The sequence below is a fragment of the Vagococcus intermedius genome (genome assembly GCF_029144185.1).
GTDB lineage: Bacteria > Bacillota > Bacilli > Lactobacillales > Vagococcaceae > Vagococcus_D > Vagococcus_D intermedius.
In genome coordinates, this window is sequence record NZ_CP110232.1 from 443,756 (window position 1) to 460,539 (window position 16,784).

At 36.0% G+C, this 16,784-nt stretch carries 17 protein-coding genes; 13 read left to right on the forward strand and 4 right to left on the reverse strand.

The window, feature by feature from the left end; genetic code table 11:
- The first annotated feature begins 91 nt into the window (after positions 1 to 91).
- Together OL234_RS01950 and pepF are read left to right on the forward strand one after the other, a co-directional pair.
- Positions 92 to 1,282 carry a competence protein CoiA gene (locus tag OL234_RS01950; protein WP_275469496.1) on the forward strand — a complete coding sequence of 397 codons (1,191 nt, stop codon included), beginning with the start codon at positions 92 to 94 and terminating at the stop codon, positions 1,280 to 1,282.
- Between the two features lie 32 nt (positions 1,283 to 1,314).
- Complete coding sequence (gene pepF / locus OL234_RS01955; protein ID WP_275469497.1) at positions 1,315 to 3,129, forward strand: oligoendopeptidase F; 1,815 nt, start codon at positions 1,315 to 1,317, stop codon at positions 3,127 to 3,129.
- Positions 3,130 to 3,161: 32 nt separating this feature from the next.
- Here pepF and OL234_RS01960 read toward each other — a convergent pair whose 3' ends face one another.
- Together OL234_RS01960 and OL234_RS01965 are read right to left on the reverse strand one after the other, a co-directional pair.
- Positions 3,162 to 3,821, reverse strand: coding sequence for a DsbA family protein (locus OL234_RS01960; RefSeq protein WP_275469498.1), 660 nt, complete (start codon positions 3,819 to 3,821; stop codon positions 3,162 to 3,164).
- A 75-nt stretch (positions 3,822 to 3,896) separates the two neighbouring features.
- Complete coding sequence (locus OL234_RS01965; protein WP_275469499.1) at positions 3,897 to 4,487, reverse strand: CYTH domain-containing protein; 591 nt, start codon at positions 4,485 to 4,487, stop codon at positions 3,897 to 3,899.
- Positions 4,488 to 4,668: 181 nt separating this feature from the next.
- On the opposite strand from OL234_RS01965, the gene yjbM reads away from it, so the two are divergent.
- The 4 genes from yjbM to mgtE are packed head-to-tail and all read left to right on the forward strand — an operon-like array spanning position 4,669 to position 8,511.
- Positions 4,669 to 5,388, forward strand: coding sequence for a GTP diphosphokinase (gene yjbM, locus OL234_RS01970; protein WP_275469500.1), 720 nt, complete (start codon positions 4,669 to 4,671; stop codon positions 5,386 to 5,388).
- A 19-nt stretch (positions 5,389 to 5,407) separates the two neighbouring features.
- On the forward strand, positions 5,408 to 6,238 hold the full coding sequence (locus tag OL234_RS01975) for an NAD kinase (RefSeq protein ID WP_275469501.1): 831 nt from the start codon (positions 5,408 to 5,410) through the stop codon (positions 6,236 to 6,238).
- The gene (locus OL234_RS01980; protein ID WP_275469502.1) at positions 6,228 to 7,127 is read left to right on the forward strand and encodes an RluA family pseudouridine synthase; all 900 of its coding nucleotides are present in this window, start codon (positions 6,228 to 6,230) and stop codon (positions 7,125 to 7,127) included. The genes OL234_RS01975 and OL234_RS01980 overlap by 11 nt, the downstream gene beginning before the upstream one ends.
- A gap of 22 nt (positions 7,128 to 7,149) precedes the next feature.
- Positions 7,150 to 8,511, forward strand: a complete 1,362-nt coding sequence (gene mgtE / locus OL234_RS01985; protein ID WP_275469503.1) for a magnesium transporter — start codon at positions 7,150 to 7,152, stop codon at positions 8,509 to 8,511.
- A gap of 30 nt (positions 8,512 to 8,541) precedes the next feature.
- Here the strand turns inward: mgtE and OL234_RS01990 are convergent, their stop codons facing one another.
- Positions 8,542 to 9,183: a copper homeostasis protein CutC gene (locus OL234_RS01990; RefSeq protein WP_275469504.1), complete on the reverse strand. Its 642-nt coding sequence runs from the start codon at positions 9,181 to 9,183 to the stop codon at positions 8,542 to 8,544.
- A gap of 125 nt (positions 9,184 to 9,308) precedes the next feature.
- On the opposite strand from OL234_RS01990, the gene OL234_RS01995 reads away from it, so the two are divergent.
- Positions 9,309 to 10,169, forward strand: coding sequence for a methyltransferase domain-containing protein (locus OL234_RS01995; protein WP_275470095.1), 861 nt, complete (start codon positions 9,309 to 9,311; stop codon positions 10,167 to 10,169).
- A gap of 225 nt (positions 10,170 to 10,394) precedes the next feature.
- Complete coding sequence (gene trmL / locus OL234_RS02000) at positions 10,395 to 10,901, forward strand: tRNA (uridine(34)/cytosine(34)/5-carboxymethylaminomethyluridine(34)-2'-O)-methyltransferase TrmL (protein ID WP_275469505.1); 507 nt, start codon at positions 10,395 to 10,397, stop codon at positions 10,899 to 10,901.
- Between the two features lie 21 nt (positions 10,902 to 10,922).
- Here trmL and OL234_RS02005 read toward each other — a convergent pair whose 3' ends face one another.
- Positions 10,923 to 11,579, reverse strand: a complete 657-nt coding sequence (locus OL234_RS02005) for a Vat family streptogramin A O-acetyltransferase (RefSeq protein ID WP_275469506.1) — start codon at positions 11,577 to 11,579, stop codon at positions 10,923 to 10,925.
- 151 nt (positions 11,580 to 11,730) lie between these two features.
- Between OL234_RS02005 and recD2 the strand changes: the two genes are divergently transcribed.
- The 5 genes from recD2 to OL234_RS02030 all read left to right on the forward strand — a co-directional run bounded on the left by recD2 (position 11,731) and on the right by OL234_RS02030 (position 16,680).
- Positions 11,731 to 14,379 carry an SF1B family DNA helicase RecD2 gene (gene recD2, locus OL234_RS02010; protein ID WP_275469507.1) on the forward strand — a complete coding sequence of 883 codons (2,649 nt, stop codon included), beginning with the start codon at positions 11,731 to 11,733 and terminating at the stop codon, positions 14,377 to 14,379.
- 376 nt (positions 14,380 to 14,755) lie between these two features.
- Positions 14,756 to 15,013 (forward strand): GlsB/YeaQ/YmgE family stress response membrane protein, encoded by a 258-nt coding sequence (locus OL234_RS02015; protein WP_275470096.1) that lies wholly within the window; start codon positions 14,756 to 14,758, stop codon positions 15,011 to 15,013.
- Positions 15,014 to 15,242: 229 nt separating this feature from the next.
- Complete coding sequence (locus OL234_RS02020; protein ID WP_275469508.1) at positions 15,243 to 15,392, forward strand: hypothetical protein; 150 nt, start codon at positions 15,243 to 15,245, stop codon at positions 15,390 to 15,392.
- Between the two features lie 30 nt (positions 15,393 to 15,422).
- On the forward strand, positions 15,423 to 15,554 hold the full coding sequence (locus OL234_RS02025) for a hypothetical protein (protein WP_275469509.1): 132 nt from the start codon (positions 15,423 to 15,425) through the stop codon (positions 15,552 to 15,554).
- 58 nt (positions 15,555 to 15,612) lie between these two features.
- Positions 15,613 to 16,680: a hypothetical protein gene (locus OL234_RS02030; protein WP_275469510.1), complete on the forward strand. Its 1,068-nt coding sequence runs from the start codon at positions 15,613 to 15,615 to the stop codon at positions 16,678 to 16,680.
- Positions 16,681 to 16,784: the final 104 nt, after the last annotated feature.

The window sequence follows — 16,784 nt, forward strand, 5'->3', positions numbered from 1 at the left end:
GATAGAACTTCCTAGTCTTAATAAGATTAGGAAGTTTTTTTTATTATTCTCCCTTTTCTTGCGAATAATAAGAGTATGAGGAGGGAAGTTAATGTTAGTAGCGCTTGATGCATGTGGTAAAAAATGTGATTTAAGGCAACTGTCGATGGTTGAGGGAAAGAAAAATCTACCCGGAAATTACCGTTGTCCGTGTTGTAAAAAAGCGGTAATTTTAAAAAATGGGTTGACCCGAAGAGCACATTTTGCACACAAAAGTATTAAAGAATGTGCGACTTTTTCAGAAGGTGAAACGGCTGAACATTTATTGGGCAAAAAATTGTTAGCTGATTGGTGTGATAAAAATCAGAAACCATATGAGCTTGAAGCTTATTTACCTCGACTAAAACAACGACCTGATATGTTACTATCACAGAAGATAGTGATTGAGTTTCAGTGTAGTAGCTTACCTTTAGCTCGTTTAGTTAAACGAACTAATAATTATTTGAAAAATGATTATCATGTTATATGGTTGGTAGGTCGTCAGTTTTTTGTGACTAAAAAATTAACTAGATTACAAAAAGCGATGATTAATTTTAGTCGGCGACTGGGTTTTTATTTGTGGGAACTGGATGTAATAAAACAAGAAGTAAGGTGTGTCTATCAGATTGAGGAACGTTTGATTAGCAAAGAGGTAATTAAGAGTTATAAAAAATGGCCACTAGGTTCGTGCTCCTTAGCGACTTGTTTCACATTTCCAGAAAAAGCAAAGATTTATCAGCAGCGCTTATACAATATCACGACGGAAGTTGACGAGATTAAGAGCAAAATCAACTTGGGTTTGGCTTATAAAAATTTGAATTATCTGCATTTACAAGAACGGTGTTACCTTTCTCAGACTTATTTACAGTATTTTCCATATGGTTATTTTGGTCTTTTAACCGACAACCTGATTTCGGCAGATTCGACCCTACTTTGGTGGTTACAGATTATTGATTATTTCAATCACCACTCTAGTAACCGGTTAGAAATAGCAAAAGAACAATTAGCCAAAGGACTATTAACGAATCAAAACTATCAAATTATGCCAATGATTGATTGTCAAGAAATCATCTATAATTTTGTCTTGCAGGCTATAAAACAGCTAGCTCAGCAAGGTATCATTCAGATTGATGAGAAAATGGTGAGAGTGTTGACTATCCCTATTTTTTTGGATAGTAGAGTTAGTCCTTACAAGCATCAAGATTTCAATAATAAAACAATGAGTCTTAAGTCATGTATTCCCTATGAAAATGTGTTATTATGAGAAAGTAATGTGAAAAATAGGAGGATGAGTAGATGACTACAACCCAACAATTACCTAAACGATTAGAAGTTCCCAGTGAGATGACTTGGGATTTAACAACGATGTTTGCAACAGATGAGGCTTTCAACGAGGCTTTGGCGTCATTTTCGAGTAAGATAGCGACGGTCAAAGCACATCAAGGAAAATTGAAAGAAGGGCCATCAGCTTTATTAGAAGCCATTGAAGCAATTGCTTCAATTTCTCGCGAGTTTGAGTTGCTATATGTTTACTCCCATTTAAAAAATGATCAAGATACTACAAATACCGCTTATCAAGCAATGCATGCTCAAGCAAGTAGCTTGTCCGCTCAAGTCAATGAAGCTATGTCGTGGTTTGAACCAGAATTATTACAACTAAGTGACGATGAGATTTGGCGCTATTTTGAAGAGGAAGCTAAGCTTACAGAATATAGCCATTTTATTGAGACAATTATTAGCGAGCGTCCACACATTTTAACTGAAAAGGAAGAAGCTCTTTTAGCCGGTGCCAGTGAAATTTTTGGTGCTTCAAGTAAAGCCTTTTCCATTTTGAATAATGCTGATTTTAAATTTCCAACGGTAACGAATGAAGAAGGACAAGAAGTTCAATTATCTCATGGCTTGTATGGCCAGTTGTTAGAGAGTACTAATGCTAAAGTGCGTGAGGAAGCATTTAAAGGGATGTACAGTGTTTATCAACAATTTCAAAATACGCTCGCAACAACCCTTAGTAACCATGTCAAAGGACATAACTATAAAGCAACTGTTAGAAACTATTCATCAGCCCGTGAGGCAGCTTTGAGTGCCAATCACATTCCAGAGAGTGTTTACGATACATTGATTTCAGTGGTCAGAAATAATTTGCCTTCGTTACATCGCTATGTTGCTCTTAGAAAAAAATTATTAGGCTTAGATGCTTTACATATGTATGATATGTACACACCAATTTTAGGTGAGGCACAAATTCGTTATTCCTATGAGGAAGCGAAAGAGAAATCACTAGAAGCCTTGAAACCGATGGGAGAGGAGTACTTAGCGATTGTCAAAGAAGCTTATGACTCTAGATGGATTGACGTCGTTGAAAATCAAGGAAAAAGAAGTGGTGCGTATTCATCAGGTTGTTATGATTCAGCCCCGTATATTTTGATGAATTGGCACGATAGTTTGGATCAGATGTACACACTTGTTCATGAGATGGGACACAGTGTTCATAGCTATTTGACACGCAATAATCAGCCTTATATGTATGGCGATTATTCAATCTTTTTAGCAGAAATAGCGTCAACGACTAATGAAAACTTATTGACGGAGTATTTATTAGAAACTGAGACGGACCCTCAAGTCAGAGCCTATGTGTTGAATCGTTATTTAGATGGTTTTAAAGGGACAATTTTCCGTCAAACCCAATTTGCAGAATTTGAACATTTTATACATACTGAAGATGCCAAAGGAGTACCATTAACTAGTGATTATTTAAATGAGTATTACGGCAACCTTAATGAAATCTATTACGGAGCAGCTGTCGAGAAAGATCCAGAGATAGCAGTCGAATGGTCACGTATTCCACATTTTTATTATAATTATTATGTTTATCAGTATTCAACTGGTTTTTCTGCAGCTTCAGCTTTAGCTGAAAAAATTATTAGCGAAGAAGAAGGCGCTCTAGACAAGTATTTGACCTTCCTAAAAGCTGGTAGCAGTGATTATCCAATTGAAGTCATGAAAAAAGCCGGTGTTGATATGACATCACCAACTTATATTGAAGAAGCTATGGCGGTATTTAATACTCGTTTAGCCGAATTTGAAGAACTGGTGGCCAGCTTTAATTAATAATAAAAGAACCTCCTATTTAATAGGGGGTTCTAATTTTTTAATAATTTTAAAGCACAGTGAGCCAAGTCGGCATGTTTGACAGTCGCTTGCTCTTGTTTGTAAATAGTTAACTCACTAGGTTCTTCATCATTGATTTGTAATAGCTCATTTAGTAACTCAGTTGTTAGACCATCTTCAACTAGGACACCGTAGTCTTGATTTTTAGTATAATTGAAAAAAACGGCTGAATCAGTTTTAGAAACAGACATCTCTTTGGCAATTGCTTGGTCAGTTTCAAATGATTGTTTGATAACATCTGATTGGCGGTCACTTTCAAACATATCTAAGTCACCATTAATTGACTCAATAATATCTACGACAAGTTGTTTAGAATAAGGAATCTGCTCATTGCAAACTTTATCTTGTAAATTCAAGAGAAATAATCGTCCCTTTTTTTTACCTTGAAGCTGAATGGCTTTATAATCAAGCGCCGCTGAATAAGCTGCATCAAAAAGCTGATTACGTTCATATAGATTTAAAAATTTAGTATTTTGCTTCATTAAAAATTGTTGAAAGGTATGTAAGTTAAGTAATGGCAGTATTTTGAACTGAACCTTTTTCGGTGCATTTTGAATCATCTGTAAGAGCCTCTTCTCAGATGAAAGACTATCTGGACAAAGAGGATGGATAAATAAATAAATTTCAATCATAATAATCCCCCATAACCCTTTTCTTTTAATAACTCTAATGTATCAGAAAACCTGAATAAAATGAAATGAAATGGCTTATTCTGCCATTTTGGCAGCAAAAGTTCGTTCAATTTTATTTTTAGTTGGTGAGTAGGGGATACCATGTCGATTTAAAAAGTTCACAAAGAAAGCTTTGCCACTTTCTGCATTTTTAACTTCCATTTCCAATTCAAAATCGTGTTGCCCATGATACCAACTTTCATCTAAAACTAAGAGATTATCTGGTGTGAGTGCTACCTCCGCTCTCTTAGTCGTAAGTTGTCCAAAACTTGTCAGCTTAATTGGATCAATTCCTAAGTCTTTTAAGTAAGTCGCCACATTACCTGTTAGTAAAATATTATCTTCATCAATTAGGTCTTTTGCTTCTGTTAATGTTAACTTATCAGTAGTTTCTAACAGACCATAGCCAGTAACTAGAGGGGACTTTAATGTTAATTCAGCCTCTGTTGGTAGCAGACGAATTCGTAGCCCCATTTTTTGTTTTTTTAATAGATGGTCCGGGGTATCAAAGTAATTATTAGTTTGGGTAAAACAATCTTGCTCTGTCAAGTTATAATCAGTCATTAATTTTGCATATTGTTTGCTGGTTAAACGTGTTTTAAATTCGATTTCAACTTCTTGACTCATCCTAACACTCCTTCAAAAAAAGATACTTCTAACATTTTGGCTCAAAAAAGTAATTTCGTCAATCTTTAAATAGATAAAAATGTAAACTATTGTGGATAACTAACTTTTTTTTATGATTTATGCTAGAATAATACGAGTGAGATTAGTACTAGAAATTTAAGCAAAGAACGAGGTTGCTGAGATGGAAAAATGGGAATTATTTTTAGCACCATATGAACAAGTGGTGTCTGAGATGAAAATAAAATTAAAAGGCATTCGTAAGCAGTTTAGAGATAACAATCAACATGCCCCAATCGAATTTGTGACAGGTCGGGTTAAGCCAATGGATAGCATTAAAATCAAATCCAAATTACGTGGTATTCCGATGGAGCGTTTGGAAGATGAGATGCAAGACATTGCCGGGCTTAGAATTATGTGTCAGTTTGTTGATGATATTTATGAAGTGGTTCGCTTGATTAGGGCACGTAAAGATATGACAGTTGTTCAGGAGCGAGATTATATCACAAATCAAAAAGAGAGTGGTTATCGTTCTTATCACTTGATTATTGAATATCCAGTTCAGTTAGTGACAGGGGAAAAGAAAATCTATGCGGAAATTCAAATTAGAACATTATCAATGAATTTTTGGGCAACGATCGAGCATTCACTCAATTATAAATATCAGGGCGAGTTTCCTCAAGAAATTAATGATCGGTTGCGGAATGCCTCCGAAGCTGCTCATTGGCTAGATGAAGAAATGTCGAAGATTCGTGAAGAAATTCAAGAAGCACAACAGTTATTTTCACATGGTCGAGGGAAGCAACATGATCGATATTATCAAGACTATTTAAAACGTCACGAGGAGATAGCTCGTTTAGAAGCTAGTGAAGACCAAGCTAGTGAGACAGATAGTTTGGAATAACTAAAGGGAGATGGAGTAGGTGAAGGTATCAATAATCGCGAATCGGTCTGAAAAATCACAGCAAGCCATGGCGAAATTAACAAAACTTATTGCCGCCACGGAGATAGAAATTAATGATAAACAACCGGATATTGTTATTTCTATAGGGGGCGATGGTACTTTATTGTCAGCGTTTCACCGATATGTTCACTTATTAAATAAGATACGCTTTGTAGGAATCCATACAGGCCATTTAGGTTTTTATACAGATTGGCGGGACTATGAATTAGAAAAACTACTGACAAGCTTATTAAATGACGAAGGACAAAGTGTCAGTTATCCTCTACTCGATGTCCGAGTGACATTTTATGATAATAAAGAATCACAACATTTTTTAGCTTTAAATGAATGTACCATTAAAAGAATGACTCAAACAATGGTGGCTGATATCTCCATTAAGAAAGAGTTATTCGAACGTTTTCGTGGGGATGGTTTATCGGTGGCTACGCCAACGGGGTCAACTGGTTATAATAAAAGTGTAGGTGGGGCGGTTATTCATCCGCGAGTCAACGTATTACAAATGACGGAGATTGCCTCATTAAATAATCGAGTGTATCGGTCATTAGGCTCACCTTTAGTGATTGCCAATGATGAATGGATTACTATAGCATTAGCCGAGGCCGATGATTATTTACTGTCGATTGATCAGTTGAACTTACCTCAATCTAAAATAAAACAAATAGAATACCGGATTGCTGATGAACGGATTCATTTTACCGCTTCAAAACATACCCATTTTTGGCGACGAGTAAAAGATGCCTTTATAGAAAAAAGTTCGGAAGAAAAGGACCTAGAAATACATGATTTTTAATTGGACATATAAGGAACTAGAACCACAACAGATTAAATATTTTTTGAAAAATCAGGGAGTGTCTAGAGGGCTACTAGCAAAGGTGAAATTTCATGGTGGGCATATTTCAGTCAATGGTCAGCGAGAAAATGTGCTGTATTACTTGAAAAAAGATGATGTGTTGACCTTTGAAATTCCCGATGAAAAAGAACATGAGACACTCATCCCAGATGAAACGCCAATTGAAATAGTGTTTGAAGATGAGCACTATCTTGTAGTCAATAAACCGACGAATGTGGCATCAATTCCTGCTCAGTACCATCCGAAAGGAACGATGGCAAACCGAGTGAAGCATTATGTCTGTAGTCAAGGTTATGCCAATCAAGTTGTTCATATTGTGACCCGTTTAGATCGAGATACTACAGGGTTGATGTTATTTGCTAAGCACGGTTTTGCTCATGCTTTATTAGATCAAGAATTGCGAAATAAGCGTGTAATTAAAAAATATCAAGCCTTGGTGAGTGGTAATATCTCAGATTTAGAGAGTCATGCAATAATTGACTTACCGATTGAACGTGACCTGACATCATTATTAAAACGGCAGACGGGTCCCAATGGCTTAGCCTCTAAGACTGAATACTGGTTATTAGAGAGAAGAAAAAACTTGGCTTTAGTTGATATTCAATTGCACACAGGGCGTACGCATCAAATTCGTGTTCACTTTGAAGCGCTTAGTTGCCCCTTGTTAGGGGATGAGATGTACGGTGGGGAGTTGAATCAAGGTATCAGGCGTCAAGCCTTACACTGCGGTGAATTGATTTTTACACACCCATTTACAAAAGAGACGGTACACTGCCAATTAGCTTTACCAAAAGATATGAAAACGGTGTTGGGTAGCATGCAAGAATAAAGGGAACGGAGGAGAAAGTTTAATGGATGGTCAAACAACGATTGAGGAGCAATATGACTATTTATTAGCTGTTCTTCAGGCAGATCAGTTAATAGAGTTTAGAGAACTATTTTTTAATCTTCATATTTATGAGCAAGGGCAATTTTATTTATCTTTAAATGAAGAGGAGCGCCAACGCGTATACACTTATTTGTCACCTAAGGAAATGGCAGATATGTTCGATGTTATTGAAGAAGATGAAGAAGATGTGGAAGAATATTTAAAAGAGATGAAGCCAAGCTATGTGGCAGACATGTTAGCAGAAATGTACACAGATAATGCTGTGGATACTTTAAATCAATTAGATAAAACAACTATGGCTAAGTATCTGAGTTTGATGGATACCGAAAGTGCGAGTGAAATCAAGGAATTATTACACTATGAAGACGAAACGGCTGGTTCAATTATGACCACTGAATATGTCTCCATTGTTGCCAATCAAACGGTTCGTTCTGCTATGTATCTTTTAAAAAATGAAGCCACAGTAGCAGAGACGATTTATTATGTCTTTGTCGTGGATCGTGAAAATATTTTAGTAGGGGTTATTTCACTAAGAGATTTAATTGTGAATGATGATGATCGAATGATCTCAGATATTATGAGTGAGCGGGTAATGTCAGTTAAAGTCGGTGATGATCAAGAAGATGTGGCAAAAATGATTCGAGATTATGACTTTTTAGCAGTTCCGGTTACTGATTATGAGGGACATTTATTAGGGATCGTAACAGTTGATGATATTATTGATGTCATTGATGAAGAAGCAGCCAGTGATTATTCAGGTTTGGCAGGGGTAGACGTTGAAGAATCAAGTGAAAATCCTTTTAAAGCTGCGTCTAAACGCTTACCTTGGCTGATAACACTTCTATTTTTAGGCATGTCGACTGCGACTTTGATTGGTCGTTATGAGGAACTGGTAAGCGAGGCAAGTATTTTGGCAGTCTTCATTTCACTTATCACTGGGACAGCTGGAAATGCAGGAACGCAGTCCTTAGCGGTAGCGGTTAGAAGACTTGCTGTGCAAGATGATAAAGACAGTGGTTTTTTCCGTTTGATTATTAGTGAAGTACTGACCGGTTTAATTACCGGAGCAGTGACAGGTCTTGCGATTTTTATTGTGGTAGGTATTTGGAAACAGAATTTCCCATTAGGTTTTGTAATAGGAATCGCAATGCTTTTTGCTATTACAGTAGCCAATTTGGCAGGAAGTTTAATCCCAATGCTGATGGATAAGTTAGGTTTTGATCCAGCAGTTGCTAGTGGGCCCTTTATTACGACGCTCAGTGATTTAACGAGTGTCTTAATCTATTTTAATATTGCTAGTCTTTTTATGAGTTATTTCATTTAAAAAAACCTCCTAAAAATAGGAGGCTTTTTTTTATGTTAAGTCAACAATTTTAGTACCATGGATTTCGCTAATCTCTAAATTATTGGCGACCATTTCTTGATTTTCATAAGAAATTCCCCCACCTGGTAAGATAATAATTCGTTTGGCACTATAAGTAATCAATTCTTTTAAATAAGCCAAATTATCAGCGATGGGTGTCCCAGCAGCCCCTCCGTGAGTTAAAATGCGATGGACGCCATTTTCGGCTAACCAATCAATTGCTTTAAATTGTTCTTCTTTATTTAAGGCGTCAAAAGCCATATGGAAGGTAATTTGTAGACCTTCAGCAGCAGCTAAAAATTCTAACATCGCTTCTTTATCAAGTTGACCTTCAGAAGTTAAACAGCCAATTACTATGCCATCAGTTCCCCTTGTTTTGGCAACTGCTAGATCTTCATGCATGATTTTTAACTCGGCATCAGTATAAACAAAGTCACCACCACGAGGGCGAATGATTGTCATAACGGTCACCTCATGTTCATGGCAATAATCATAGGTCTGGCTCATAACACCAGGGCTAACAGTTGTTCCTCCCGCTGTTAAATTATCACACAATTCAATTCTCTTAGCTCCAGCTTTGATGGCACTAGGGATATGAGTGAAATTTTCTGCACAGAATTCTTTTATTAACATGTGACACATCCTTTCAATTGATCCATTTAAGGGTCGATAATTGTTATAGACCAATTATACCATATTTTTTCAAAGAAAATGTGGTATGATAATGAAGATATTATGTGAAAGGAACAAGGCTAATGTTGTTAAAAAAAATTGATCAAGGACGAGCTTACCTAGAAAAACATGGCGAGTTATTTGCCTGTCCTAAATGCTCAAGTAAGATGTCAATAAAGGAAAATACGATGAGTTTTGTTTGTCAAAATCACCATCAGTACGACTTATCTAAAAAAGGAACGCTTCATTTTTTATCTCACCATATCAAAACAGATTATGATAAAGAAATGTTAGTCCATCGTCAAGAGATGATTAAAAGTGGCTTATATCAACCACTTGTAAAAAAAATTGCTGATTTAATGAGACAAATACCAATAACAAGTATGGTTGATATGGGATGTGGCGAAGGCAGTTTTTTGCAAGCCTTAGCAGATGAGAAAGTTCCTGGGACCAAAATAGGCTTTGATATTTCAAAGGATGGGGTATTTTTAGCGACTAATCAACCAGTAGAGGCTTTTTGGTGTATTGCAGACATGACGAATTTACCTTTTGCTAGTCAGAGTATGAGTCATTTGTTAAATATTTTTTCTCCAAGTCATTATAGTGAATTTACGCGTGTCCTACAAAAAGAGGGCTTGTTAATTAAAGTAGTACCTGAAGAGAATTACTTAAAAGAGTTAAGAGAAGTCTTTTATGTAGATAATGAAAGTAAACAAGTGTACAGTAATGAAAAAGTTGTTAATAAATTTTCACAAGAAATGACACTCCTTTCACAAGAACGTTTGACTTATCAAGTCCCTGTAAGCGAAGAAAATCAAGAACACCTTTTAAGAATGTCACCATTACATTGGGGAGCGTCAAAACAGGCTTTCGCTCAGGCTAAAGCACAAGGGATTACTGAAATAACAATCGATGTTTTGGTCTTAGTTGGAAAAAGTAAAATGTAAATGTGAATTTTTTTTGAAAATGGTTGTTGCAAATTGTGAAAGCATTTGGTATAGTATCTTTAAAGTTATTTTTCGATAGTTTTTATCAGGGTCCTGTTCTGATAAAAGTTAGTGAAAAATACTCACTAACGTAACGACTCGCAGTGGACTAACACCGAGGCGATACGTTCTTTTTTTGTATATCGCCTCAAATAGAAATAGTCAAATGACCAGGAGGAAATAATCATGACAAATCATATTGTCTTATTTGAACCACAAATACCTGCCAATACAGGGAATATTGCGAGAACATGTGCCGCAACTAATACGCCCTTGCATCTAATTGAACCTTTAGGTTTTTCAACGGATGATAAACAGTTAAAACGTGCCGGACTAGATTATTGGAACGATGTAGACCTTACGTACTATAAAAATTTAGCTGATTTTTTAGAAAAAAATCCGACTATTTCACTACATTTAGTCACAAAATTTGGTCATGATGTGTATAGTGACGTAGATTATAATGATGGAAAAGATCACTATTTTATGTTTGGAAAAGAAACAACAGGTTTGCCAGAAGAATTTATGCGGGACAATGAAGAGTTATGTGTTCGAATACCGATGAACGATGAACATGTCCGTTCGCTTAATTTATCTAATACAGCTGCCTTAGTCATTTATGAGGCCTTACGTCAACAAAGTTTTCCAAATTTAGAACTAACTCATCATTACGAAAACGATAAATTGGATTAAGTTTTAATCAAAAAAACGAGGTTAGCCATGGCTAACCTCGTTTTTTAGTTGTGTTAATTTTTTTAGATCGAGGTTGCTATCTGTTAGTACATCGAGATGCTTAGTTATCGTGTCGATTGGCCAGTCCCACCAAGCTAAGGCTTCAAGGGCTTGAATAACCTCATCTGAAAAGCGTTTCTTTATTTGTCTTGCAGGGTTTCCACCGACAACTGTATAAGGTGGAATATCTTTTGTTACAACTGAGTTTGCTGCAATAATACTACCATTACCAATCGTAACGCCTGGTAAAACAGTGACATTTTGCCCAAACCAAACATCGTTTCCAATGATAGTATCGCCTTTATAGGGTAAGTCAGTTAATTTTGGAGCATGGTCTGCCCACTGCCCACCCATGATATTAAAAGGATAAGTTGTGACAGAAGCTAGACGATGGTTACAGCCATTCATGATGAACTCAATACCGCTAGCAATGGCACAAAATTTTCCAATAATTAAGTTATCACCAATAAAATCATAGTGATGGGTGACGCACTCTTCAAAGCTTATTTCTGAGTTGCCGGCATCAAAATAGGTGTAGTCACCAACACTTATGGAGTCTCTTGTTAAATCATTTTTGATAAAGATAAGTTGTGGAATGAGAGGATTAGGATATTTGGCATTTTTGTCTGGAATTAGCATTAAATCACTCCTTTTAGTGAGTGTAAATAAAAATCATGTTACTGTCAATAAGTAGTAGTCGATAAAAAAACTAAAAAGGTTATTTTTTCTTGTTATTATTCAGATAAACTACTATCATAGATACATAATCCAAAAAGAAAGTGGGAGTGAAATGGGAGACGTACTTGCAGATGAATTAGATCCAACTGAAGGCATGTTTATCACAGGGAAAGTAGCCGCTATCTTTTTTCAAAACCCTACTAATTTTTATAAAGTAGTCTTGGTTAAAGTAGTCTCTACTAATACTTCTTATAAAGAAAAAGAAATTGTTGTGACAGGGAGCTTTGGAGATCTACAAGAGGAAGAAGTCTATCGTTTTCAAGGTGATTTTGTTGACCATCCAAGGTATGGTCAACAGTTTCAAGTCGAGTCATATCAGCAAGATAAACCGACGTCTGAAACGGGACTAATTGCTTATCTATCCAGTGATAAATTTCCAGGTATTGGGAAGAAAACTGCTGAAAATATGGTTGAAATGTTAGGTGAAGGGATTATTGATGAAGTTATGGCGGACCCAACACGTCTTAATAGTGTTCCAGGCATCACTTCAGCCAAACGAGATATGATCGTTGAGACGCTTCGTCAAAATTATGGAATGGAACAAATTGTCATTGGGCTAAACCGTTACGGTTTTGGCAGTCAGTTAGCCATGGCTATATTTCAAACCTATAAGGAAGAAACCTTAAACATTATTGAAGAAAATCCTTATCAATTAACAGAAGATATTGAAGGAATTGGGTTTAAAAAAGCAGATGTTATAGCGGAGCAACTTGGTTACGCAGCTGATTCGCCTAAACGATTAGCAGCTGCCATTAGACATGTCTTATTAGATAGTTGTTTTGATACAGGTAACACCTATATTGAAGCCGAAGAGTTACTAAAAAAGGCTATCAGAACTTTAGAAAGTAGTCGCTCATTTAGAATCAGTCCAGACTTAGTGGCCAATGAAATCATTGCCTTAGTAGAAGCGAATAAAATACAACAAGAAGGGACACGCCTTTATGAAAATACACTGTATTTTTCTGAATGGGGGGTTGGTACGTCCATTCAACGCTTACTATCACGAAAGAAAACAATAAAATATGATGAAGAAGATATCGATAAAACCATCCGATTAATTGAGAAAAAGTTAGCTATTAGTTATGGAGATTCTCAGATTGAAGCAATGAAAGAAGCTATTCGCTCACCGTTATTTATTTTAACTGGCGGACCAGGTACAGGGAAAACAACTGTCATTAATGGCATTGTGACACTTTTTGCAGAATTAAATGGTCTCTCATTAGATATTGACGATTATCAAAACGCCATTTTTCCAATTTTGTTGGCAGCACCAACAGGTAGGGCAGCCAAACGGATGAATGAAACGACAGGTCTGCCGGCAAGTACCATTCATCGTATGTTGGGGTTAACTGGTCGTGAGAGTAACGCAAGTTTAAGTAGCAAAGAATTAGAAGGTGGGTTATTAATTGTTGATGAAATGTCGATGGTTGATACGTGGTTAGCTAATACCTTGTTAAAAGCAGTGCCAACAAATATGCAGATTATCTTAGTAGGGGATAAAGATCAATTGCCTTCTGTCGGGCCAGGTCAAGTCCTTCATGATTTACTAGGAATTAGTGAATTACCGAGTCGAGAGCTTGTCGAAATTTATCGTCAAGAAGATCAGTCTAGCATTATTTCTTTAGCACATACTATCAAAAAAGGACAGCTACCTGATGATTTTACTCAAAACCATCGTGATCGCTCCTTTTTCCAAGCAAATGCTTATCAAATTGAAGAGATTATTAGACAAATAGTAACTAAAGCCCAAAAAAAAGGATTTACACCACAAGATATTCAAGTTCTGGCACCAATGTATCGTGGGGTTGCTGGGATAGATAACCTGAATAAGATGATGCAAGAAATATTTAACCCTAATTCAGATGGTCAACGAAAAGAAGTTGTCTGGAATGATAAAATCTATCGAATTGGGGATAAGGTGTTACATTTAGTTAACAGTCCAGAAGCAAATGTGTTCAATGGGGATATGGGAAAAGTTGTTGGCATCACCCTAGCCAAAGACTCAGAGGATAAGGTGGATGAACTGATTCTTGAGTTTGACGCTAATGAAGTGGTTTATAAGCGGAATGAATGGAATAAAATTACTCTGTCATATTGTTGTTCGATTCATAAATCTCAAGGTAGTGAGTTTAAAATGGTTATACTTCCAATGGTTCATCAATATCAACGTATGCTACAAAGAAATCTACTATATACAGGCTTGACGCGTAGTAAAGATTTGTTGATTTTATTAGGAGAAGTAAAAGCATTTAGCGAATGTGTCGCCAATGAAGGGGCGAATCGTCAAACAAGTCTTAAAGAACGAATTATCTCAGCTGACCAAATGTCTCTCACCTTACGAACACGATTAGAAAACTATGAAACGAATTTAATGATAGAAGAGGACAGTGAGATCGGTGAGCTGTCCAGTTCTGAGAAAAAAGCTGAGGTTGGGATAAAAAAAGTTAACTCTCAAAAAAAAGAGACAGCTAAACAAGAGCCGGTCTCCTCACCTAAAGTGGAGGAACTGTCATTATTTAGTAATGATTTTAATGAAGAGGATAAGCGGACAAAGATCGTCAACTTAGAACCTTTAGCAAGTCAAGAATCAGAAGAGTCTATTGAACCCAATCAATTAACGCTAACAAAAGTCAGGGAACAGTTGATTGACCCAATGATAGGAATGACAGATATTACGCCATATGATTTTATGGCTAATTAAATTAATTAGGTTACAGTTAATCATTTTTGAGGGTTCTTCGAAAATGATTAACTGTTTTTTTGTATGATATTAATTTTAGGTAGGACCAGAATTATTAGTCGACTATAAGAACAGTACGCAATCGTGTTCATTTATTGTTAGATATTTATGTTTTTTGCGACAGATTGTGATGATTCTCGTTTTTATAGTGAATAAAAGCCTACTATTGTTGATTCTTAAGAGATGTCATTAGGATTGTAGAAGGAAGATTTAGTTAGTGTTTGCTATCACTAGTGTATTTCTTGCGAAAAAAAATTGATTACAGTACGATGTATTTAAGCAAAAGAAAAGCGCTTTTCAATTGTTGATAAAGTCAAAACATGGAGGAGAAGATAGTATGCATTTATTGGCTATGATGATAGTAGGATTACTTATTGGAGCAGCAGCGAGTGCAATAACTTCTAAGAGTATCCCTGTTTCTGGTTGGTTAGGTAATATTCTAGCTGGATTGATTGGTTCTTGGTTAGGCCAATCTTTATTTGGAACATGGGGGCCGAGGTTAGCTGGTATTTCCCTGTTACCATCTCTAGTGGGCGCTATTATTTTAGTTTTAGTGGTGTCACTTGTTATGAGTAATATGGCTAAACGAAATTAAGTGAGTGTCATGTTGATTAACTAGAAATATAGTAACAATCAGACTTAACGCTAACAAGCGTGAAGAAATATAAACTAATAAAAAGTAAGCGACATAAAAATAAAGGTTTTGGACAAGGTATTGTACAACCATCCCTATTATTGACATGACTGCATCCAAAACTAGTAAAACAGTTTTGGGTGCTTTTTGTTTTAAATAAACTATTCGGATTTAGAAAGGAAGAAATCAGATGACAATCAAACATGATAAAAATAATGAAGTAGAAGAGACAAAAGAATCACCTTTAGTAGAACCGGAAGAAAAGAATCCACCTAAACCGTTGGTTAACCCTAAAAAAGATGAACCACTAAGTCCTTTAACAGAACCAAATAAAAAATAATGAGAGTGAGAGATGGAAGGAGAATGCGACATGCAAAAAAAATTAATGGAAAATAAAAGTAAAGTTAGTAAATTTTTAATTGCAACAGCAGCTACCTATGCTTTTAACAAATGGTTAACTAAAAATAATCAAAAAGCAGATAAAAAGAAAAGAAAAAACTAAAAAGTGCTGGGAAATATCAGGTATTAAATAACTCTAAATAAGAAAGGAGATACTTAAGATGACGATCAATGAAGAAAATAAAATCAGTACAAATAACGTTGTGAGAGAAGAATTATTAGTAGATGATCAAAGAAATAACCAGGCAGGTAAGTCACTTTCATGGGGGGCTATTTTAGCAGGTGTGATGACGTTCTTTTCACTGTTTATCCTCTTATCCTTTATTGGTTCAGCGATTGGCTTTGGAACGGTTGCGCCTACTTCTGATAAACCTTTTGAACATGTTGGAGCAGGTCTAATTACTTGGACGATTCTTACGTTCTTACTGTCGTTTTTAGGAGCAGGTTTTGTTTCGGGGGCGACTGCTAAAAAATCAGGTTATATCCATGGATTTTTAACATGGGCAGCCTCATTTTTATTATTAATAGTGGTCTTAACTTTTGCGACAGTCGGGGCACTATCTAACCTTGGCTCCCTATTTGGTAATGCTGTTGCTGATGTTGGCGATGGGATCACAGAAGTTGTTCAGATTTCTGCTAGTGGTGTCACTGACTTGGCTACTAATTTAGGTGACGAGATCGACACTGATAAATTAAATCAAGCAGTTAAGGGTGGTCTTAAGGAAACAGATATCCCAGAGCTACAACCTGATTATTTAAAAAAAGAACTAAATAAATCAACAGACTATCTGAAAAAAGCTGGCAAACAGATGGTAACAGAACCGGAAAACTCAGATCAAGCGATCGATAATTTATCTAAGAACTTAGAAAATCAAGTGACTGATATGAAAGAAGCTTTGGATAAGGAAGCGGTGGCTCGTTCTGTTGCTAAAAATACTGATTTGACTGAAGCCGAAGCCAAAGAAGCAGTCTCTAATATTATGACAGAGTATGATAAAGCAAGTAGTCAAGCCTCTAAAAAAATTGAAGAGTTGAAAGAAGATATTAACCAACTAAGGAGTGAGTTAGATAAAGAGGTTAAAGAAGCACGCGAAACAGCAGAAGATGCGTCAAATACAGCAGCTAAAATGTCTGGCTTAGCATTTGTAGCCGCGATGCTAGCGTTAATCCTAACCTCTTACGCTGGCATGAAAGGGGCAAGTACTAAGAGTTATTACGTGTTTAAATAATGACTAGTGTTACTAAATTAGCAGTCATTTCTAATAAAAAAAGCACTTACTTTTAAAGGTAGGTGCTTTTTTCATATTAGTTTAAAAGAATGAGCTTAAGGTTT